The sequence below is a fragment of the Nocardia sp. NPDC004068 genome, assembly GCF_042874315.1.
Lineage (GTDB): Bacteria > Actinomycetota > Actinomycetes > Mycobacteriales > Mycobacteriaceae > Nocardia.
On record NZ_JBIAMW010000009.1, the window covers coordinates 74,852 to 92,510 of the forward strand.

Here is a 17,659-nt window from a genome sequence, read left to right on the forward strand (position 1 = left end):
TTCAGCGGTGCAGGGTGCGGAGGAGGGTGGTGACGCAGCGGTCGGCGACGGCGGTGACGGTGAGCGCGGGCGGTACGGCCGCACACGATCCGGGCAACAGGGCCGAATCGATGACGTGCAGACCGGGACAGCCGAACACCTCCCCCGTCTCGTCGGTCGCCGCCCCGAGCACCGCGCCGCCGAGACTGTGCGAGGTCGTGATCGCCCCGCTCACACCGAAACTCGCGCCGCCGCGCGCGGCGGCGAGCCGTTGCGCGGTCGACCGCACGGCGTCGGCGACGCGCACGATCTCCGGATGCTGGGCGGGCCAGTCCACCACCAGCCCGCCCGCGTCGGCGCGAATCGTGCCCAGCGCGGGCGGATCCGACACGGCCAGCACGCCCCCGGCGAGGTCGCCGCCGAGGGTTTTGCCGAGCGGGAAGCTCAACAGGGTGACCGGCACGTCCCCGCTCTCGTCGACCATGCCGACGTGCGCGGGCCCGCCCTGACCACCCCCTTCGGGCGGGAACCCGCCGATCGCGACCAGGTGATCGCCGCCGGTCCCCCACCGCCGCCCCACCTCGTCGTTGACCTCCGGCAGGTCCCCGGCCGCGCGGGCCCGCACGAGCAGCCCGGTGGTGCCGATCGATCCGGCGGCCAGCAGCACCCGCGGCGCCACGAGAGTCCTTGTGGCGCCGAGGTTTCCGGCCGCGTCGAGTTCGCCGTAGTCGATCCGGTACCCGTCGTCGTGGCGGCCGATCCCCCGCACCGGCGACAGCGCGCGCAGCTCGACCAGGCCGGTGTCCAGCGCGGCGGCCATGATGGTGCGATCCACGCTGCGTTTGGCCCCGCTGTTGATGCCGAACATGGAGTGCCCGGCGATGGCGGAAGCCGGTGCGGCCCCGGCGATCTCGGCGCGCACGGTGTCCCAGTCCAGGGCCAGCGGCAGCAGCGCCGGATCGTATCCGGCCCGCTCGGCGAGGTCCCGGAACGCGCGGGCGTCGGCGTAGCTGGGCGAGTCGAGCAGATCGGCGGGGATCGGGGACGGTCCGATCAGCGCCCGCGCCCGCGGGTACCAGACGCCGGTCATCTCGGCGTGGTCGAGCAGCCCGCCGAACGTGCGGTCGAACGCCGCCGCGCCGGGTTCGGCCATGACCGCGTTGTTCACCAGCGATCCCCCGCCCACGCCCGCGCCGAGCAGCCCGACGATGCCGCGCGCCGGGAATGCCTCGAGCACCCCGGTCGACACCGCGCCGGTCGGACCCGGCAGCCACACCGCGCGGCCGTCGGGATGTTCGGGCGTGGCGAAGGTGTCGGGTCCGGTGATCCGCCACGACCGCCCGCGCTCGAGCACGACGCTGCGAAAACCGGCCTGCGCCAATCGAAGTGCCGCGACCGATCCCGCGTACCCGCTGCCGACGATGACGATGTCGGCGGTCTCGGGTGCGGCGGCGTGGGCCCGGTCGGGGGCGGCGAGCGCGGCGCCGAGCAGCGCGCCGCCGACCAGGAGGGAACGTCTACGCACCAGGCTCCGCCGCCTTCGCGTCGATGAGCACCGGCAGATACGAGTAGCCGAACGAGCCCTGCCGCGTGCGCAGCCGCGGCGGATCGGCCGGATCCAGCGAGAAGCGGTGCCGCACCTGATACAGCGACCGGAAGGCGTGCTCGGCCAGCAGCCGCGACAGCGCCGCGCCGGGGCAGAAGTGCGGCCCCGCGCCGAAACCCAGATGGTCGCGCTTGTTGTGCCGGTCCAGATCGAGCCGGGCCGCGTCGGGGAAGTGGTTCTCGTCGCGGTTGGCCGACCCGATCACCACGTGGATGAGCCCGCCCGCCGGAATGTCGACATCGCCCACCCGCAGTTCCCGCGAGGCCCGCCGCAGCAGCCACTGGGTGGGGCTGTACAGCCGCAGGAACTCGTCGATGAATTCCTTGGTGTCCTCGGGCCTTTCGCGCAGCCGCGCCGCCAGCTCGTCGTCCTCGAGCAGCATCTTGAATCCGCCGCCGAGCAGGTTCATCGTGGTCTCGTGTCCGGCGGCGATGAACGACCAGGCCATGGTGACCAGTTCGTCGCGGGTCATCTCGCCGGTCTCCTCCTGGGCCACCAGCTCGCCCAGGATGTCGCCGCGATTGGGTCCGCCGAGGCGCTGGGAGGCCAGTTCGTCCATGTAGTTGCTGAACTCCAGGACGTCCTCGTAGTAGCCGGGCGCGAGATCGGGGTCCATGCCCGCCGCCACGGCGAAGCCGTCCATCACGCCCTGGGACCAGCGGCGCAGTTCGGCCTTGCGGTCCAGCGGCACGCCGAGCATCCCGCCGACCACGCGCAGCGGCAGCGCGGTGGTGAACGCCTCCACGAACTCCACCCGGGGCTGGGCGAGGATGTCGGCGATCAGTTCGTCGACGATGTCCTGCACCCAATCCCCCAGCGTCCGAACGAGTCTGGCGTTGAAGGCGCGGTTGGCCATCTTGCGCAGCCGGGTGTGTTCGGGGGCGTCGCGGTTGACGAGCATGGGCACGTTGAGCATGCCCTCGCGCTGGATGTGGGAGGAGTAGACCTCCTTGTTGCGCAGCGCCTCGTTCACCTCGTCGTAGCAGGCGTACACGTACAGGTCGTGCCCGTCCCAGGTGGCCTCGGGCAGATAGTGCACGCGCCGCTCGCGCAGCTTCTCGTACTTCGGCCACGGGTTGAGGCGGTACTCCGGGTCGGCGAGGTCGATGGTGAGGGTGGTCATCAGCCAGCCTTTCGTCGCAGGGTGGTGGTGTCGGGGGACCGGACGAAGCCGGATTCGACGAAGCGCCGCAAGTAGATTCGAACCTGGTCGGCGTCGAGCGGCGGGCAGACCAGCCCGACCCGTTCGAGCGCCGCCTCGGTCGCCGCGCTGTGCGACAGCGGCAGCCGCACGTGGTCGACCGAATCGCTGAGGAACGGCATCAGCCCGAGCAGGGCCATGCTGCTCGACCCGCGCCGCAGGATCTGCTCGCGCCACTGGTCGAACGGCAGCCGCCGCAGCCGGTACCCGAAGTCGTCGAGGGTGTCGAAGAACTCCGGCCACGGCATCGCCCGTCCGCTCACCAGATGCAGTGTGCGGCCGAGCAATTCGGGCTCGGTGGTGCAGGCGGCGATGGCGCGGGCCACGTGGTCGACCGGGGCCGGTTGGATCGGCATCTCCCCGCGCAGCGGCGCGATCCCGGCCTCGATGCAGCCCTTGACGAGCATGGACAGGTGATCGAGCTTGTTGAACGCGCCGGTGACGCTGTGCCCGGCGGTGTTGATCCGGTGGATGGTGACCGGCAGACCGCGTTCGGCGGTGCGCCGCACCATCTTCTCGGCGATCCATTTGGTCTGGGCGTAGCCGACGACCAGGGCGCCGCTGTTGTCGAGCGGTTCGTCCTCGTCGACATGGTCGCGCAGGTACTCCCGGGAGGAGAACACCCCGACGGTGGACAGGAAGTGGAACGGGATGGGCGCGCCCCAGGTGGCCAGCCGCAGCAGTTCGCGGGTGCCGCCGATGTTCACCGCCTCCAGCCCCCGGAACGGATAGGTCCACTTGACCAGCGCCCCGGCGTGCACGATATGCCCGACGCGGGCGCTGAGCCGGTCGTAGTCGGCCGGTCCCAGCCCCGCGAACGGTTCGCCGAGATCGGCGGCGAGCGGTTCGATGCGCGCGAGATCGGCGTCGTCGCAGGGCAATCCGTAGGCGGCGAGGTTGGCGGCGAGGCGGCGGCGGGCGTGCCCGGGGTCCTCGGCGCGGACCGGGCAGTGCACCCGCTCGTGCCGGTCGAGCAGTTCGCGCAGCAGGAACGCGCCGACGAAACCCGTTGCGCCGGTGAGCAACACCTCGCCGCGCGAGTCGTCGGGCGTCCCGTTCACGGTGATGTCGTCGCCCGGATCGGCGAGGGCGGTCATCTCCTCGACGGTCTTGCGCCGGATGCGGATGCCGGTGCGGGACCGTTTCGGCGCGTCCTCCCCGCCGGATTCGGTTGCCTCGGCGGTGATCTCGGTGACGAGCCAGTCGGTCAGCCGCCGCGGGGTGGGGTGATCGAACAGGGCCTCGAGCGGGACGGCCAGATCGAGGTCGCGTTCGACCTTGTTCTTCAGTTCGGCCATCATCAGCGAGTCGACCATCTCGTTGAACTGGGCGAGGGTGTCGATCTGCTCGCTCTCGCACCCCATGACGGCGGCGAGGATGTCCACGACGTAGGCCAGCAGGGTGTCGTGGGCGGCGACCCGGTCGGCCCGGCGCAGCTCGGCCATGTCGGGCGCGGTCACCGCCGCCAACCGGCCGTGCCCGTGCTGGGCCTGCCTGCTGGCGTGCACCAGCCGATCCAGCATGGCCGCGGTCACCGGGGCGAACGACACCCCCGACAGCCGGGCCGAGAGCCGGTCGTCGAGATAGACGCGGATGTCGCCGCGCACACTCGTGGCGGTGCTCTCGGTGAGTTCGACGGTACAGCTCATGCGGTCGCCGTGCGGGTCGCCGAAGACCTCCATCCGTTCGAATCCGGTGCCCAGCAGCACCGGCCGCTCGGCCTCGGGATCCTGGTCCGGCTCCCAGGCCGCCGACACCAGCTGGATGCAGGCGTCGAAGGCGAGCAGTTCGGCGCGCACCCCGGCGGTCTCGCCGCCACAGCCCGGCTCGGGCGCGCGCAGGGCGCCGATGGCCGCGCCCGTGCCGAGCTGGGCGTGGTCGATGAGCCGGAAACTGGGGCCGAGCACGAAGCGCGGATGCCACACCTTGTCGTAGAACTCGGCGTCGTTGACCACGCGGGGATGTTCGAGGAACAGCTCGGCCGGACCGATCTCCGGCGGCGCGCCGTTCCCGCGCTGCGCGAGGGTCACCGTCGCGTGCCGCGTCCACACCGTGGAACCGGCTGTGGCGCTGTAGATCTCGGCGGTCGCCCGGCCGTCCTCGAAGGCGGACACCAGCACCTGCACGTCGAGTTCCACCTCGTCGGCGGCCACCACCGGATGTTGGATCGAGACCTGTTCGGCCACAACGGGTTCGGCGGTCAGCGATTCGGCGGTGCGCAGGGCGAGCTCGAGCAGCACGACGCCGGGCACCACGCGCACATCGTGCACGACGTGTTCGTCGAGGAACGGGATCGTCGCCGCCGAGATCCGCGTCTGCGACAACGCGCCCCCGGTGGCCGCCCGCACCACGGCCGGGTCGAGCGCGCCCGTCGCGTCGTCGGCGAGCGGCGGCGGCGCGGGCCGGTCGGACCGGTCGGCACGCGCCCGCGGAATCCAGTACGGGGTGTGCTGGAACGGGTAGGTCGGCAGGGACGCGGGCCGGGCCGGGCGCGGGTGCACGGCCCGCCAGTCGATCGTCGCGCCCGCGACCCACAGCCGACTCACGGCCGCCAGCAACGCCTCTCGGCCCCCGCCGGAGGCGAGGGTGGCGACGCAACCGATATCGCGCCCGGCGGGGTGGTTGCGGATCAGCGACAGCAGCGCGCCCGGGCCGAGTTCGATCACGGTGGTCACCTCGCGGGCGAGCACGGTGTCCAGCGCGTCGGCGAACCGCACGGGCCGCCGGGTGTGGTCGGTCCAGTACGCCGGATCGGTGACCGCGTCGGTCGCCAGCGCCCCGGTGGTGTCGGAGACGAAATCGATTGCCGGGGGCGACAATCGGACCTCCGCGAACGCCTTGCGCAGCGGATCGAGCGCGGGCTCGACGAGCGGGGAGTGGAAGCCCTGCGTGACCGGGAGCCGCTTGGCCCGCACGCCGCGCCCGGTGACGGCGGCCACGACGGCGTCGACGTCCGCGGCGCGCCCGGACACCACCGTGTCGTTGGGGCTGTTGATCACCGCCACCACGACCGCGCCGGACGCCACCTCGGGCAGCTCCGCCAAATCGGCCGCGGGACAGGCGATCGCGGCCATGGCCCCGTCGTCGGTGAGTTCGGCCATGGCGGCGGCGCGGGCGGCGATCAGCTCCGCGCCCTCGGCGACGGTGAACACCCCCGCGAGCGCGGCGGCGGCGTAGGCGCCCACGCTGTGCCCGACGACCAGATCGGGTTCCACGCCGACCGATCGCCACCACTGGCCGAGCGCGACGGCCAGCGCGTACAGGGCGGGCTGCGCCACCTCGGTACGGGTCAGGGCGGCCTCGGCCGCGGGACCGGACTCGATCAGCACCGACAGGGGTAGGTCGCCCGCACCGCCGAGGCCGTCGACGACCTCGGTGATGACCGGATCGACCCCGTACAGCCCCGCGAGCGCCCCGGCGAGCCGGGTGCCGTGACCCGGCGCGATCATGGCGACGCGCGGCAGCGCGTTCGGGTCGCGCCGCCCGCGCAGGCCGCCGCCCGCCGCGAGCTCCCGCAGCCCGGTCACCAGGTCCTCCGGGGTCGCGGCCACGACCGCGCCGCGGTGGGCCAGATCCGCCCGCCCGGTTCCGGCCGTCCACGCCACCTGCGTTGTGCGCCAGTCGGTTTCGCGGGCCACCGCGTCGGCCAGTCGCCGCGCCGCATCGGTGAGCGCCTGCGCCGTCGCGCCCGAAACCTTCACCGCCACCGGTTCATTCACCGGTTCGTCGGCGGGTTCGGCGCTCGGCGGCGCGGCCACCACGAGATGCGCGTTGGTGCCGCCGAACCCGAACGAGGACACGCCCGCGACGCGCGGCCCGTCACCCCAGTCGGTGAGCACGCGCGGCACCCGCACCGGCAGCCGATCCCAGTCCAGATGCGGATTGGGTTGCGCCAGATTGAGATGCGGCGGGATCTGTCCCTTCGCCACGACGAGCGCGGCCTTGAGGAATCCGGCGATGCCCGCGGCCGCCTCCAGGTGCCCGATATTGGTCTTCACCGAACCCAGGTGCAGCGGCCGATCCGCCGGGCGGTCCGCGCCGAGCGCGTCGGCGAGCGCCCGCACCTCGATCGGATCCCCCAGCGGGGTGCCGGTGCCGTGCGCCTCGACGTAGCCGACCTCCGACGGGGCCACCCGCGCCGCGGCCAGCGCGCGCCGAATCACGCTGCGCTGCGCGGACGCTCGCGGCACGGTCAGGCCGGAAGTGCGGCCGTCCTGGTTGACGGCGCTGCCCTTGATGACGCACAACACGGTGTCGCCCGCGGCCTGCGCCGCCGACAGGGTGCGCAGCGCCACGATGCCGCAGCCCTCGCCGCGCACGTAGCCGTCGGCGGCGGCGTCGAAGGTGCGGCACTGCCCGGTCGGGGAGAGCATGCGGCCCTTGGACAGCGCGACGGTCACCTCCGGCGACAGCACCAGGTTCACGCCACCGGCCAGCGCGAGATCGCACTCCCCCGCCCGCAGGCTGTGCACCGCGAGATGCAGCGACACCAGCGACGACGAGCACGCGGTGTCGACCACCAGGCTCGGACCCTCGAGCCCGAGCGCGTACGACAGCCGGTTGGCCCCGAAGTTGGCGGCGTTGCCGGTCGCGACGTAGGCGTCGATGGCCTCCACGCCGTGCGCGGCCGCGCCGAGCCGCTCGTAGTCGCCGCCGCCCATGCCGATGAACACCCCGGTGGCCGACCCGCGCAGCGAATCGGGTGCGATCCCGGCGTGTTCGAGTGCCTCCCAGGCGACTTCGAGCACCATCCGGTGCTGCGGGTCGATGGCGACGGCCTCGCGCGGCGGCACCCCGAACAGCGCGGCGTCGAAACCCCGCACGTCACCGAGGAATCCGCCGTGCCGGGAGTAGGTGCGGCCGGGCCGGTCGGGATCGGCGTCGAAGAAGTCGTCGATCTTCCAGCGGTCGCCGGGCGTCTCGGTGATGCCGGAACGCCCGTGCGCCAACAGATCCCAGTAGTCGTCGAGTCCGGTGACGCCGCCCGGCAGGCGGCAGCCGACGCCGACGACGGCGATCGGTTCGGTCAGCGCCCGCTCCGCCTTGGCCGCGGCCTCCCGGGCGGCGCGCACCTCCAGCAGCGCCCGCCGCAGCGTCGCCTCACGATCAGTGCTTGTCATCGATCCTCCCGGTATCGAGTTCCTGGTCGAGCAGTTCGAGCAGTTCCGCCTCGCTCAGATCGAGCAGGTCGTCCGCCGCGTTCTCGGACGGCGCCGCGCCGCCCGGGGTTTCGGGGTCGGCGAGCTCGAGCAAGGTGAGCAGGTAGGTGGTGAGGTCGGCGATGGTGGGGTGTTCGAACACGGTGGTGACCGGGATCGGGCGGCCTATGAGCCGCTCGACGCGCGTCTTGAGTTCCACGCTGGTGATCGAGTCCATCCCCGATTCGAAGAAGCCCTGCCGCGGGTCGAGCCGGGTGCGCTCCGAGCGGCCCAGCACGGTCGCGACCTCCCGTTGCAGGGCGTCCTCGAGGGCGCGTCGCCGCGCGCCGGGCGCGAAGGTGCCCAGCCGCGTGACGAATTCGCGGGCGGCCTCGTTCCCGTCGGTCCCGCCGCCGGACCCGGCCATCTCGGCCAGCAGGGGCCGTTGCCGTTTGGCCTGCATCACCGGCAGGAACCTCGACCAGTCCACCGGGGCGGCCACGGTCTGCGGGGCCGCGCCGCCGACGAGGGTGTCGAGCACGGCGAGCGCGGTGTCCGGCGCGAGTTCGCTCATGCCCATGGCCGCGAAGTACTCGCCGTGTCCGGCGGCCATGGCGCTGTCGCGCCACCAGCCCCAGTCGATCGCGGTCGCGGTGCGCCCGCGGGCGCGCCGGTCCCAGGCGAGCATGTCGAGGAAATGGTTCGCCGCGCAGTAGTGCCCGGCCAGCGCCGAACCCCACACCGCGGCCGCGGAGGAGAACAGGACGAAGAAGTCCGTATCCGCCAGCGCGGCAAGCGAATCCAGGACCATCGCGCCCTGCACCTTGGCGCGCAACACCGCGTCGAACTGATCCATCCCCATGGAGGCGATCGGGGCGGCGTCCAGCGCGCCCGCGGCGTGCACGACGCCGCGTACCGGCGGCCAGTCGGGGTCGCCGTCGAACACCTCGGCCATGCGCCGGGGATCGGCGACATCGGCGGCCGGGGTGTGCACCCGCACGCCGCGTTCCCGCAGCGCCGCGAGCGCGTCCCGGACCTCGGCGGGATGGTCGGCGGGGTCGCGGCGGCCGAGCAGGACCAGATGCCGCGCGCCGCGCCGGACCAGCCAGTCCGCGATCCGCAGGCCGAGCGAGCCGAGACCGCCGGTCACCAGATACGCGGCGTCCGAATCGAGTTCGGGCGGCGGTGCGGCCGCGGTCGTGGCGCGACGCAGGCGGGGCACCAGCCGCCGGTCACCGCGGAAGGCCACCTGATCCTCCACGGTGTCGCCGGTGATCTGCGCGAGGACGGCGGCGGCGTCGCCGTCCGGGCCGGTGCTGGCGGGGTCGAGATCGATGGACGCGCCCCACAAGGCGGGGTGTTCGAGCCCGATGGTGCGGGCCAGACCCCACAGCGGGGCGTGCTCGACCGTGAGGGGGTGGTCGGCGGCGGGGACCGCGCCGCGAGTGACGACGAAGACCCGGCCCGTTCGTCCGCTCGCGAGCCATGCCTGGACGGTGCCGAGCACCGCGCTCGTGGCGCGGTGGATCTCGGCGGAGATCCCCTCCGGGTCGCGGCCGGTTCCCGGAGTGGTGACTACGATCGCACCGGCGAATTCGCCTGCGGGCACGTCGGTTCCGGGGGCGATCGTCTCGGCCGTCGCGCCCGCGTCGGTCAATTGGCGGGCCAGCCGTCCGACGAGCTCCCCGCCGTCGGCGACGAGCAGCCATCGGCTACCGGGCGGCACCGCGGCGGTCACGGATTCGGTTGCGCGCCAATCGATGTCGTAGAGATCGCAGTCCACGGCGGTGTCGCTCGCGGTGATGGTCGGCAGCCAGTGCCGCTGCCGGTGCCAGCGGTAGGCGGGCAGGTCGAGGCGGCGGTAGCCGCCCGCCGGGTACAGGGCGTCGAGCGCGACGGGATAGCCGTGTTCGAGCAACCGGCCCGCCGCGTCGAGCGCACTGCGGCGAACGGCGTTGTCCCGCACCATGGTCGGCACGTAGGTGAGATCCGGTGTCTGCCGCACCGCGCCCGCGAGGGTGCGATCCGGGCCGATCTCGAGCACGTCCCGCACCCCCTCGTCCACGGCCGCGGCGAGCGCGGCCTCGAACAGCACCGGCCGGGTGACCGCGGCCGCCCAGTACGCCGGATCGGTCAGCTCCTGTTCGGCTCGGCGGCCGAGCGAGGTGGAGTAGAACCGGATCGTCGGGGCGCGCAACGGCACCTCGGCGATCAGCTCCGGCAGGGCGTTCGCCGCCGCCGCCATCTGCGGGCTGTGGAAGGCGTAGTCGGACTGGATGGTTCGGGTCGGGGCACCGTGCGCGGCGGCGCGGCGGGCGATCTCGTCGACGGCCTCGACCGGACCGGCGAGCACCGTCGCGGCGGGTCCGTTGACGGCCGCGACGCACACCTCGTCGCCGTCGAGCAGTTCCCGCACACGCGCGACGGGCAGGCCGATCGCGACCATGGCCCCGCGGCCCCGGGTGTCGGCCATCGCCGCGCCGCGCGCGACGGCCAGCCGCAGCGCCGCCTCCCGGGTCAGGGCCCCGGCGGCGTACCCGGCGGCGATCTCGCCGACGCTGTGGCCGACGACCGCGCCGGGCCGGATGCCCCAGCGCGCCCACAGATCGGTCAGCGCGATCTGCACCGCGCAGATCGCGGCCTGCGCGTAGCGGGTGTCGTCGAGCCGGGACTGTCCCCCGGGTCTGCCGAATTCCGCCAGCAGCGACCAGTTTCCGGCGCGGCGGACGATCGCGTCGCAGTCCTCGAGGGTCTCCCGCAGCAGCGGTTCGGCCAGCACCCGCGCGCCCAGGCCGGGCCACTGGCCGCCCTGCCCGGAGTAGACGAACACCAGCCCGGTGCGGGAGCGGGCCGTGGCCCGGACCGTTTCCGCGCCGGAGACGCCGCCCAGTGCGGTGCGCAGCGCGACGAGGGAGTCGGCCACCACGGCCGCCCGGTAGGGGTCGATCGTGCGATGCCGGGCCAGGGTGGCGGCGACATCGCGGACGACGAGTTCGTCGCCGAGCCGGTCGGCGAGCGCGATCGCGTTGTCGCGCAACGATTCCGGGGTCGCGGCGCTGACCACGACCAGTTCGGGATCGCCGGTCGCCGCCGCGGGCTCCGCGACGGTCGGCGCGGGCGCCTCCTGGAGGATGACGTGGGCGTTGGTGCCGCTGAAGCCGAACGAGCTCACGCCCCCGATGCGGCCGTCGGCGTGTTCGGGCCAGGGCAGGGGTTCGGTCGGGATCACCACCGGCGTCGCACCCCACGGCACGGCCGGATTCGGGTCGCGGTAGTGCAGATGCGGTGGAATCCGCTTGTGCCACAACGACAGCGCGAGCTTGATCAGCCCGCACACCCCCGCCGCCGCCTCCAGATGACCGACATTCGTCTTGGCCGATCCGACGACGAGCGGCGGCGCCGCGTCCGGATCGGGCCGCAGGGCCGCGGTCATGGCGGCCAGTTCGATCGGGTCGCCGAGCGGGGTGCCCGTCCCGTGCGCCTCCACGTAGCCGACCGATTGCGGGGTCACGCCCGCGGCCCGCACCGCACCGGAGATGACCTCGGCCTGGGCGGTGCCGCTGGGCACGGTCAGCCCGGCGCTGCGGCCGTCTTGGTTGACCTCGCTGCCCCGCACCAGCGCCCAGATCCGGTCGCCGTCGCGGCGGGCGTCGGAGAGCCGTTTGAGGATCAGCACCCCGCACCCCTCGCCGCGCCCGTAGCCGTCGGCGGTGGCGTCGAAGGTCTTGCAGCGGCCGTCGGCGGCCAGCGCGCCCATACTCGACAGGCTCGACGTCGTCGCGGGCGACAGGATGAGGTTCACCCCGCCGACCACCGCGATATCCGCCCGGCCCGTGCGCAGATCGGTCACGGCGTGGTCGGTCGCCACCAGCGACGACGAGCACGCGGTGTCGATCGCCATGCTCGGCCCGCGCAACCCCAGCAGATACGACACCCGCCCGGCGGCGACGCTGAAGGTGTTGCCGGTGGCGAAATACGGGTCGACCGTGCTGCGTTCGGCCGCGAGCAGTTGCAGATAGTCGGTGGTGTTCATGCCCACGTACACCGAACCCGCCGCGCCCCGCAACCGGTCGCGGGCGATGCCCGCGTCGTCGAGCGCCTCCCACACCACCTCGAGCAGCAGCCGCTGTTGCGGGTCCATGCCGCGCGCCTCGCGCGGGGAGATGCCGAACGCCTCGGCGTCGAAGTCGGCCACCGGCACATCGAGGAAGCCCGCGCGGAATTCGGGGCCGTCGGTGCGCAGCCAGGGCCGGTCCGCCGGAACCGGTCCGGTGCCGTCGCGTCCGGAGATCAACAGATCCCAGTAGCCGTCGAGATCGTCGGCCCCGCCCGGGAAGCGGCAGGCCATGCCGACGATGGCGATCGGTTCGGCGCTCGGCGTCGCCCGCCGCCGCGCCGGGGCGGTCGTGGCGGCCTGGCTGCTCAGGTAGGCGGCCAGCCGGGCGATCGTCGGATGTTCGAACACGACCGTCGGCGGCAGCGGCACCGTATGGGTCGCGCGCAGGGTGGTGAGCAGTTCCACGGCCATGGCGGAGGTGAGGCCCACGTCGAACAGGCCCGCGTCGGGATCGACGCGCTCGCCCGCGGGCAGTCCGAGCAGCCGCGCCAATTCCGTTTGCAGCCGCTCGATCTCCGCGTCCACCGTGTAGGTGACCTCGCCGCCCGGTTCCGGGGTCGCGGCCTCGGCGTGGATCGGATGCTCGTCGGTGATCCAGTACGGGACGCGCTGGAACGGGTAGGTGGGCAGCTCCGGTATCCGGTCGGGCTCCAATTGGGTTGCCGCCCACTCGATCCGGCTGCCGTCCGCCCACACCCGGGCCAGCGATTCGAGCAGCCGCCGGTGCGGGTCGGCGGTTCCGGCCGAGGGCACGCACAGCGGTTCGCGCGCGTCGGGATGGGTGGCGAGCAGGGACAGCAGCCCGCCCGGCCCGAGTTCGACGACGGTGTCGGCGCGGCGCGCGTGCACGGTCGCCACGGCCGCGTCGAAGCGGACCGGCTGGCGGGTGTGGGTGAGCCAGTACTCCACCTCGGTGGGTTCGGCGGTCGCCACCTCGCCGGTGGTGTCGGAGACGAAATCGATTGTCGGCTGGCGCAATTCGATGTTCTCGAACGCGGCTCGCAGCATCGGCAGCGCGGGTTCGACGGCCCTGGAGTGGAAGGCCCGGCCCACCGGCAGCCGCCGCGCCTTGATCCCGCGCTCCCCAGCGGCGGCGACCACCGCGTCCACCGCGGCACCCGGGCCCGCGACCACGATCTCCGTCGCGGCATTGACCACCGCCACCGTCACCGCGTCCGACGGCGCGAGTTCCGCCACATCCGCTGGCGCGCAACCGATCGCGGCCATGGCATCGCCCTCGGCGAGCGCGCCCATCGCCGTCCCCCGGGCCGCGATCAGCGCGGCCCCGTCGGCGATCGAGAACACCCCGGCCAGCGCCGCCGCCGCGTACGCGCCGACGCTGTGCCCGGTCACCACGTCCGGCTCCACCCCGACCGAGCGCCACCACTGCCCCAGCGCCACCGCCATCGCGTACAGGGCGGGCTGCGCCACCTCGGTCCGCGACAAGGCCGCCTCGACCTCGTCGCCGGTCCGCACCAGCACCGACAACGGCAGTTCCGCCACCGACCCGAGGGAGTCCAGCACCTCGGTCACCACCGGAACCACACCGTAGATCCCCGCCAAGGCCCCCGCGATCCGCGTCCCGTGCCCCGGCGCGACGAACGCCACCCGCGGCGCTCCGCCGCGCCGTCGACGGCCTCGAATCCCGTTGCCGGAGGCGGTATCCCGCAGTCCGTCCAGCAGTTCGCGCCGCGACCCGGCGATCACCGCCGCCCGCACGGGAAGGTCGGCCCGCCGCGTATTCGCCGCCCAGGCGACCTGCGCCGGGGACAGGGTCGGCTCCCCCGCCACCAGCTCCGCCAGCCGCTCGGCCGTCGCGGCCAACGCGCCCGGATCGGCCCCGGCCAGCTTCACCACCACCGGCGCCTCGGCCTTCGGCACCGACCGTTGCTGCGGCACAACGACTTCCACGGTCTCGGGGGTGGCGAGGACGACATGGGCGTTGGTGCCGCCGAATCCGAACGACGAGACCCCCGCGACGCGTTCGGGTTCGGCCCACGGCGTGACCCTGCGGGGCACCTCGATACCCAGCCGGTCCCAGTCGACGTGCGGCGTGGGCTCGCGCAGATTGAGATGCGGCGGGATGACCCCCCGCGACACGGCGAGGGCGGCCTTGATGAACCCGGCGATGCCCGCCGCGGCCTCGAGGTGGCCGATATTGGTCTTCACCGACCCCACGCGCAGCGGGTTCTCGTCGCGTCCGGAGCCCAATACCGCCGCGAGCGCACGCAATTCGATCGGATCGCCGAGGGGCGTCCCGGTGCCGTGGGCCTCGACGTAGCCGACCCGCTCGGGCTCGAGTCCGGCGGCGGCGAGGGCGCGCTGCACGACGGCCTGCTGGGCGACCATGCTCGGCGCGGTCAGACCCGAACTGCGGCCGTCCTGATTGACCGCCGACCCGCGCACCACGCACAGCACCCGGTCCCCGTTCGCGATCGCGTCGGACAGGCGGCGCAGCACCACGAAACCGCAGCCCTCGCCCCGCACATAGCCGTCGGCGGCGGCGTCGAAGGTGCGGCACCCGCCGCTCGGGGAGAGCATCCGGCCCTTCGACAACGCCATCGTCACCTCCGGCGACAACATGACGTTCACCCCGCCCGCCAAGGCCAGCTCGCATTCGCCGCCGCGCAGGCTCTGCGCCGCGAGATGCACCGCCACCAGCGACGACGAGCACGCGGTGTCGACCACGAGACTCGGCCCCGCCAGACCGAGCGCGTACGACAGCCGATTCGCGCCGAAGTTCCCGGCATTGCCGGTCGCCACGTAGGCGTCGATCGCGTCGATCCCCCGCGCCCGCGCGGCCACCCGCTCGTAGTCCCCGCCGGACATGCCGACGAAAACCCCTGTGCCGGAACCGCGCAGCGCGTCCGGCGCGATCCCCGCGTGTTCCAGCGCCTGCCACGCCGTCTCCAGCACCAGCCGCTGTTGCGGATCCATACTCGCCGCCTCGCGCGCCGAGATCCCGAACAGTCCGGCATCGAACCCGCGCACATCGGACAGGAATCCGCCGTGCCGCGAATACGTCCGCCCCGGCGCGTCGGGATCGGCGTCGTAGAACTCCGCCACGTCCCAGCGGTCGCCCGGGACCTCGCCCACCCCGGACCGCCCGGTCACGAGCAGCTCCCAGAACTCCTCGGCCCCCTCCACCCCGCCCGGGAACCGGCATCCCACCCCGACCACCGCGATCGGCTCGTCGGTCGCCCTCCGCGACTCGAAAACCGCTGCGCCGCCGGAGGTTTCACCGGCCAGCTCGGCCAGCGCCGCGGCGGCCTGCACGATGCTCGGATGCTCCCACGCCAGCGTCGGCGGGATATCGATGCCCAATTCCTCGGACAGATCGGCCGCGATCCGCACGGCCTGGATCGACCCCAGCCCATAGGTCGCGAACTGCTCCCGCACATCGATCTCCTCGGCCGCCAGCCCGGAGTGCCGCGCGATGGCCGCCACCATGAGCGCCTCGATCTCGCGCCGCCCGCGCCGGGGCCGGGGCTCCTCGCTCACCGCGGCCGCGTCCTCGGCAACAGCGGAGGTCGCGGGCGGCTGCGAAGCGGTGATGACGCCGCCGAACTCGCCGTCCAGATACTGCCGACGGCATTGCGCCCGTTGCAGTTTGCCGCTGGAGGTCACCGGGATCGCGCGGGCGGGTACCAGCAGGATGTCGTAGGCGGCGAGCTGGAAGTGCTCGGAGACCGCGCGGCGCACGGCGGCGACCAGTTCGGCGTCGGTGAACTCGCGGCGCGCCCGGCGCGGCTTCTGCTGCACCACCACGAGCCGGTCCTCGCCGCCGACCTCGATCGCGAAGGCGACGCAACGCGTTCCGGCCAGACCCGGATGACTGCCGACCGATACCGCCTCCACGTCCTGGGGATACACGTTGCGGCCGCGGAAGTTCATCGCTTCCTTGGTGCGCCCGACGATGAACAGCTGACCGTCCACCAGACAGCCCAGATCGCCCGGGTCGAGATACGGTCCGTCCCCGGTGTCGGTGTACCGCCGGAAGGTGTCCTCGGTCGCGGTCTCGTTCTCGAAATACCCTGCGGCGACGCTGATTCCGCGAATCCACACCGCGCCGACCCGACCCTCGGGCAGCACCGTCCGCGTCGCGGGATCGACGATGGCGACCTCGGTCTCGGCGGCGACGCGCCCGGACCCGACCAGCCGGGCGACCCGCTTCGTCCCGTCGTCGGCCGCCGTCACCCGGCCCTGTTCGAGCTCGTCCGCCGAGGCCGTCACAACCGCCGGATCCCCGGCCGGGCGACCGCCCGAGACCAGCAGCGTCGCCTCGGCCAGGCCGTAGCAAGGATAGAACGCCGACCGGCGAAATCCGCAGGGCGCGAACGTTTCCGCGAACGCGTCGAGCACCTCGGCCCGCACGGGCTCCGACCCGTTGAGCGCGCTCTCCCAGCGCGACAGATCCAGCGTCGCCAGTCGCTCCGGATCCGCGTGATCCACACACAGCTGATAGGCGAAGTTCGGTCCCGCGCTGCTGGTGGCGCGCTCGTGGGCCATGACCTCGAGCCAGTACAGCGGATCGCGGACGAAGGTCATGGGCGAGATCACCACGACCGGGAAACCGCTGTAGATCGGCGAGACCAGCCCGCCCAGCAGGCCCATGTCGTGATAGGGCGGCAGCCAGCCCGCGCCGATGGAGTCGGGGGTGATGCCGAAGGCGTCCTCGGCGATGCGCGCGTTGTTCAGCAGATTCGCGTGGCTGACGACGACGCCCTTGGGCGCGGACGTCGACCCGGAGGTGTACTGGAGCAGCGCGGTGGTGTCCGGCTCGATGTCCGGCGGCTCCCACTCGTGCGCGGGCGCGGTGAAGTTCCCGCGCCCGGCCTCGATCCAGGTGGCCGCCGCCAGGGTGGGGATCTCGCTGCCGCGAATGGTCGAAAGGCCCAGGCGGTCAGCGCCTTCCGCCGTCAGCACCGCCCCGGCGCGCGCCGAGCGCGCGATGGTCTCCACCCGCGACAGATGCCGATTCGAGGCGGGCGGATACGCGGGCACGGGGACGAGCCCGGCGTACAGGCACCCGTAGAAGTGCATGATGTACTCCACCCCGGGCGGGCACAGCAGCAGAATCCGTTGTCCCGGTTCGCAATACGAGCGCAACCGCACCGCCACCGATCGCGCGACCGCGTCCAGCTCGCGGTAGGTGAAATCCTCCCGCTCGAACCGATTCGCGGCGGTGGGCCGCACGAACCGCATGGCCAGCCGGTCGGGCGTCGACGCGCCGCGCCGCCGAATGGCGTCCACCAGAGTTTCGAAGTTCACGGCACGCTCGGCCACAAGCTTCCCCCTTTTCGACAGAACGACAACACTGTCGGGACATGCGACGACAATCAACTCCAGCGGTGAGCGTCGCGCCGAAATTCATCCCCCGCGAATATCCGAAACAATCGCGAGGACGACGAATTCGAGAATTGGTCGGGGTTACCTGTTCCCCCGGATATCTGATGATCAACTTCGACCCGGACGAGTCTACGACACGGTTCGCGGGATTGCACAACGCCCGTTCTGGGTAACAGGTGTGTATCCACGGTTACCGGCAATCGCCCGGCCACCGCCGAACACAGGGTCAACACGTCCGCCTGTTGGCGATACAGCGACAAGTCAACTTT

General features: G+C 72.8%; 4 protein-coding genes. All 4 read right to left on the reverse strand.

Annotation, left to right across the window (positions count from 1 at the left end; all coding sequences use genetic code 11):
* Window position 1: 1 nt before the first annotated feature.
* Genes ACFYTQ_RS23120 through ACFYTQ_RS23135 form a run of 4 tightly spaced genes read right to left on the reverse strand, consistent with a single transcriptional unit; the run spans window position 2 to window position 17,312 of the window.
* Window positions 2-1,504: a GMC oxidoreductase gene (locus ACFYTQ_RS23120; RefSeq protein WP_387364499.1), complete on the reverse strand. Its 1,503-nt coding sequence runs from the start codon at window positions 1,502-1,504 to the stop codon at window positions 2-4.
* Window positions 1,497-2,708, reverse strand: coding sequence for a cytochrome P450 (locus ACFYTQ_RS23125; protein WP_387364502.1), 1,212 nt, complete (start codon window positions 2,706-2,708; stop codon window positions 1,497-1,499). Before ACFYTQ_RS23125 ends, ACFYTQ_RS23120 begins: the two co-directional genes overlap by 8 nt.
* A complete protein-coding gene (locus ACFYTQ_RS23130) occupies window positions 2,708-7,906 on the reverse strand; it encodes a thioester reductase domain-containing protein (RefSeq protein ID WP_387364505.1) in 5,199 nt (1,732 codons plus the stop codon). Before ACFYTQ_RS23130 ends, ACFYTQ_RS23125 begins: the two co-directional genes overlap by 1 nt.
* Window positions 7,893-17,312 carry an SDR family NAD(P)-dependent oxidoreductase gene (locus tag ACFYTQ_RS23135; protein ID WP_387364508.1) on the reverse strand — a complete coding sequence of 3,140 codons (9,420 nt, stop codon included), beginning with the start codon at window positions 17,310-17,312 and terminating at the stop codon, window positions 7,893-7,895. The genes ACFYTQ_RS23130 and ACFYTQ_RS23135 overlap by 14 nt, the downstream gene beginning before the upstream one ends.
* Window positions 17,313-17,659 lie beyond the last annotated feature (347 nt).

Bases quoted from the DNA above. Each gene is read 5' to 3' on its own strand.
- ACFYTQ_RS23130 (WP_387364505.1), bottom strand. From the start codon at position 7,906: ATGACAAGCACTGATCGTGAGGCGACGCTGCGGCGGGCGCTGCTGGAG.
- ACFYTQ_RS23125 (WP_387364502.1), bottom strand. From the start codon at position 2,708: ATGACCACCCTCACCATCGACCTCGCCGACCCGGAGTACCGCCTCAAC.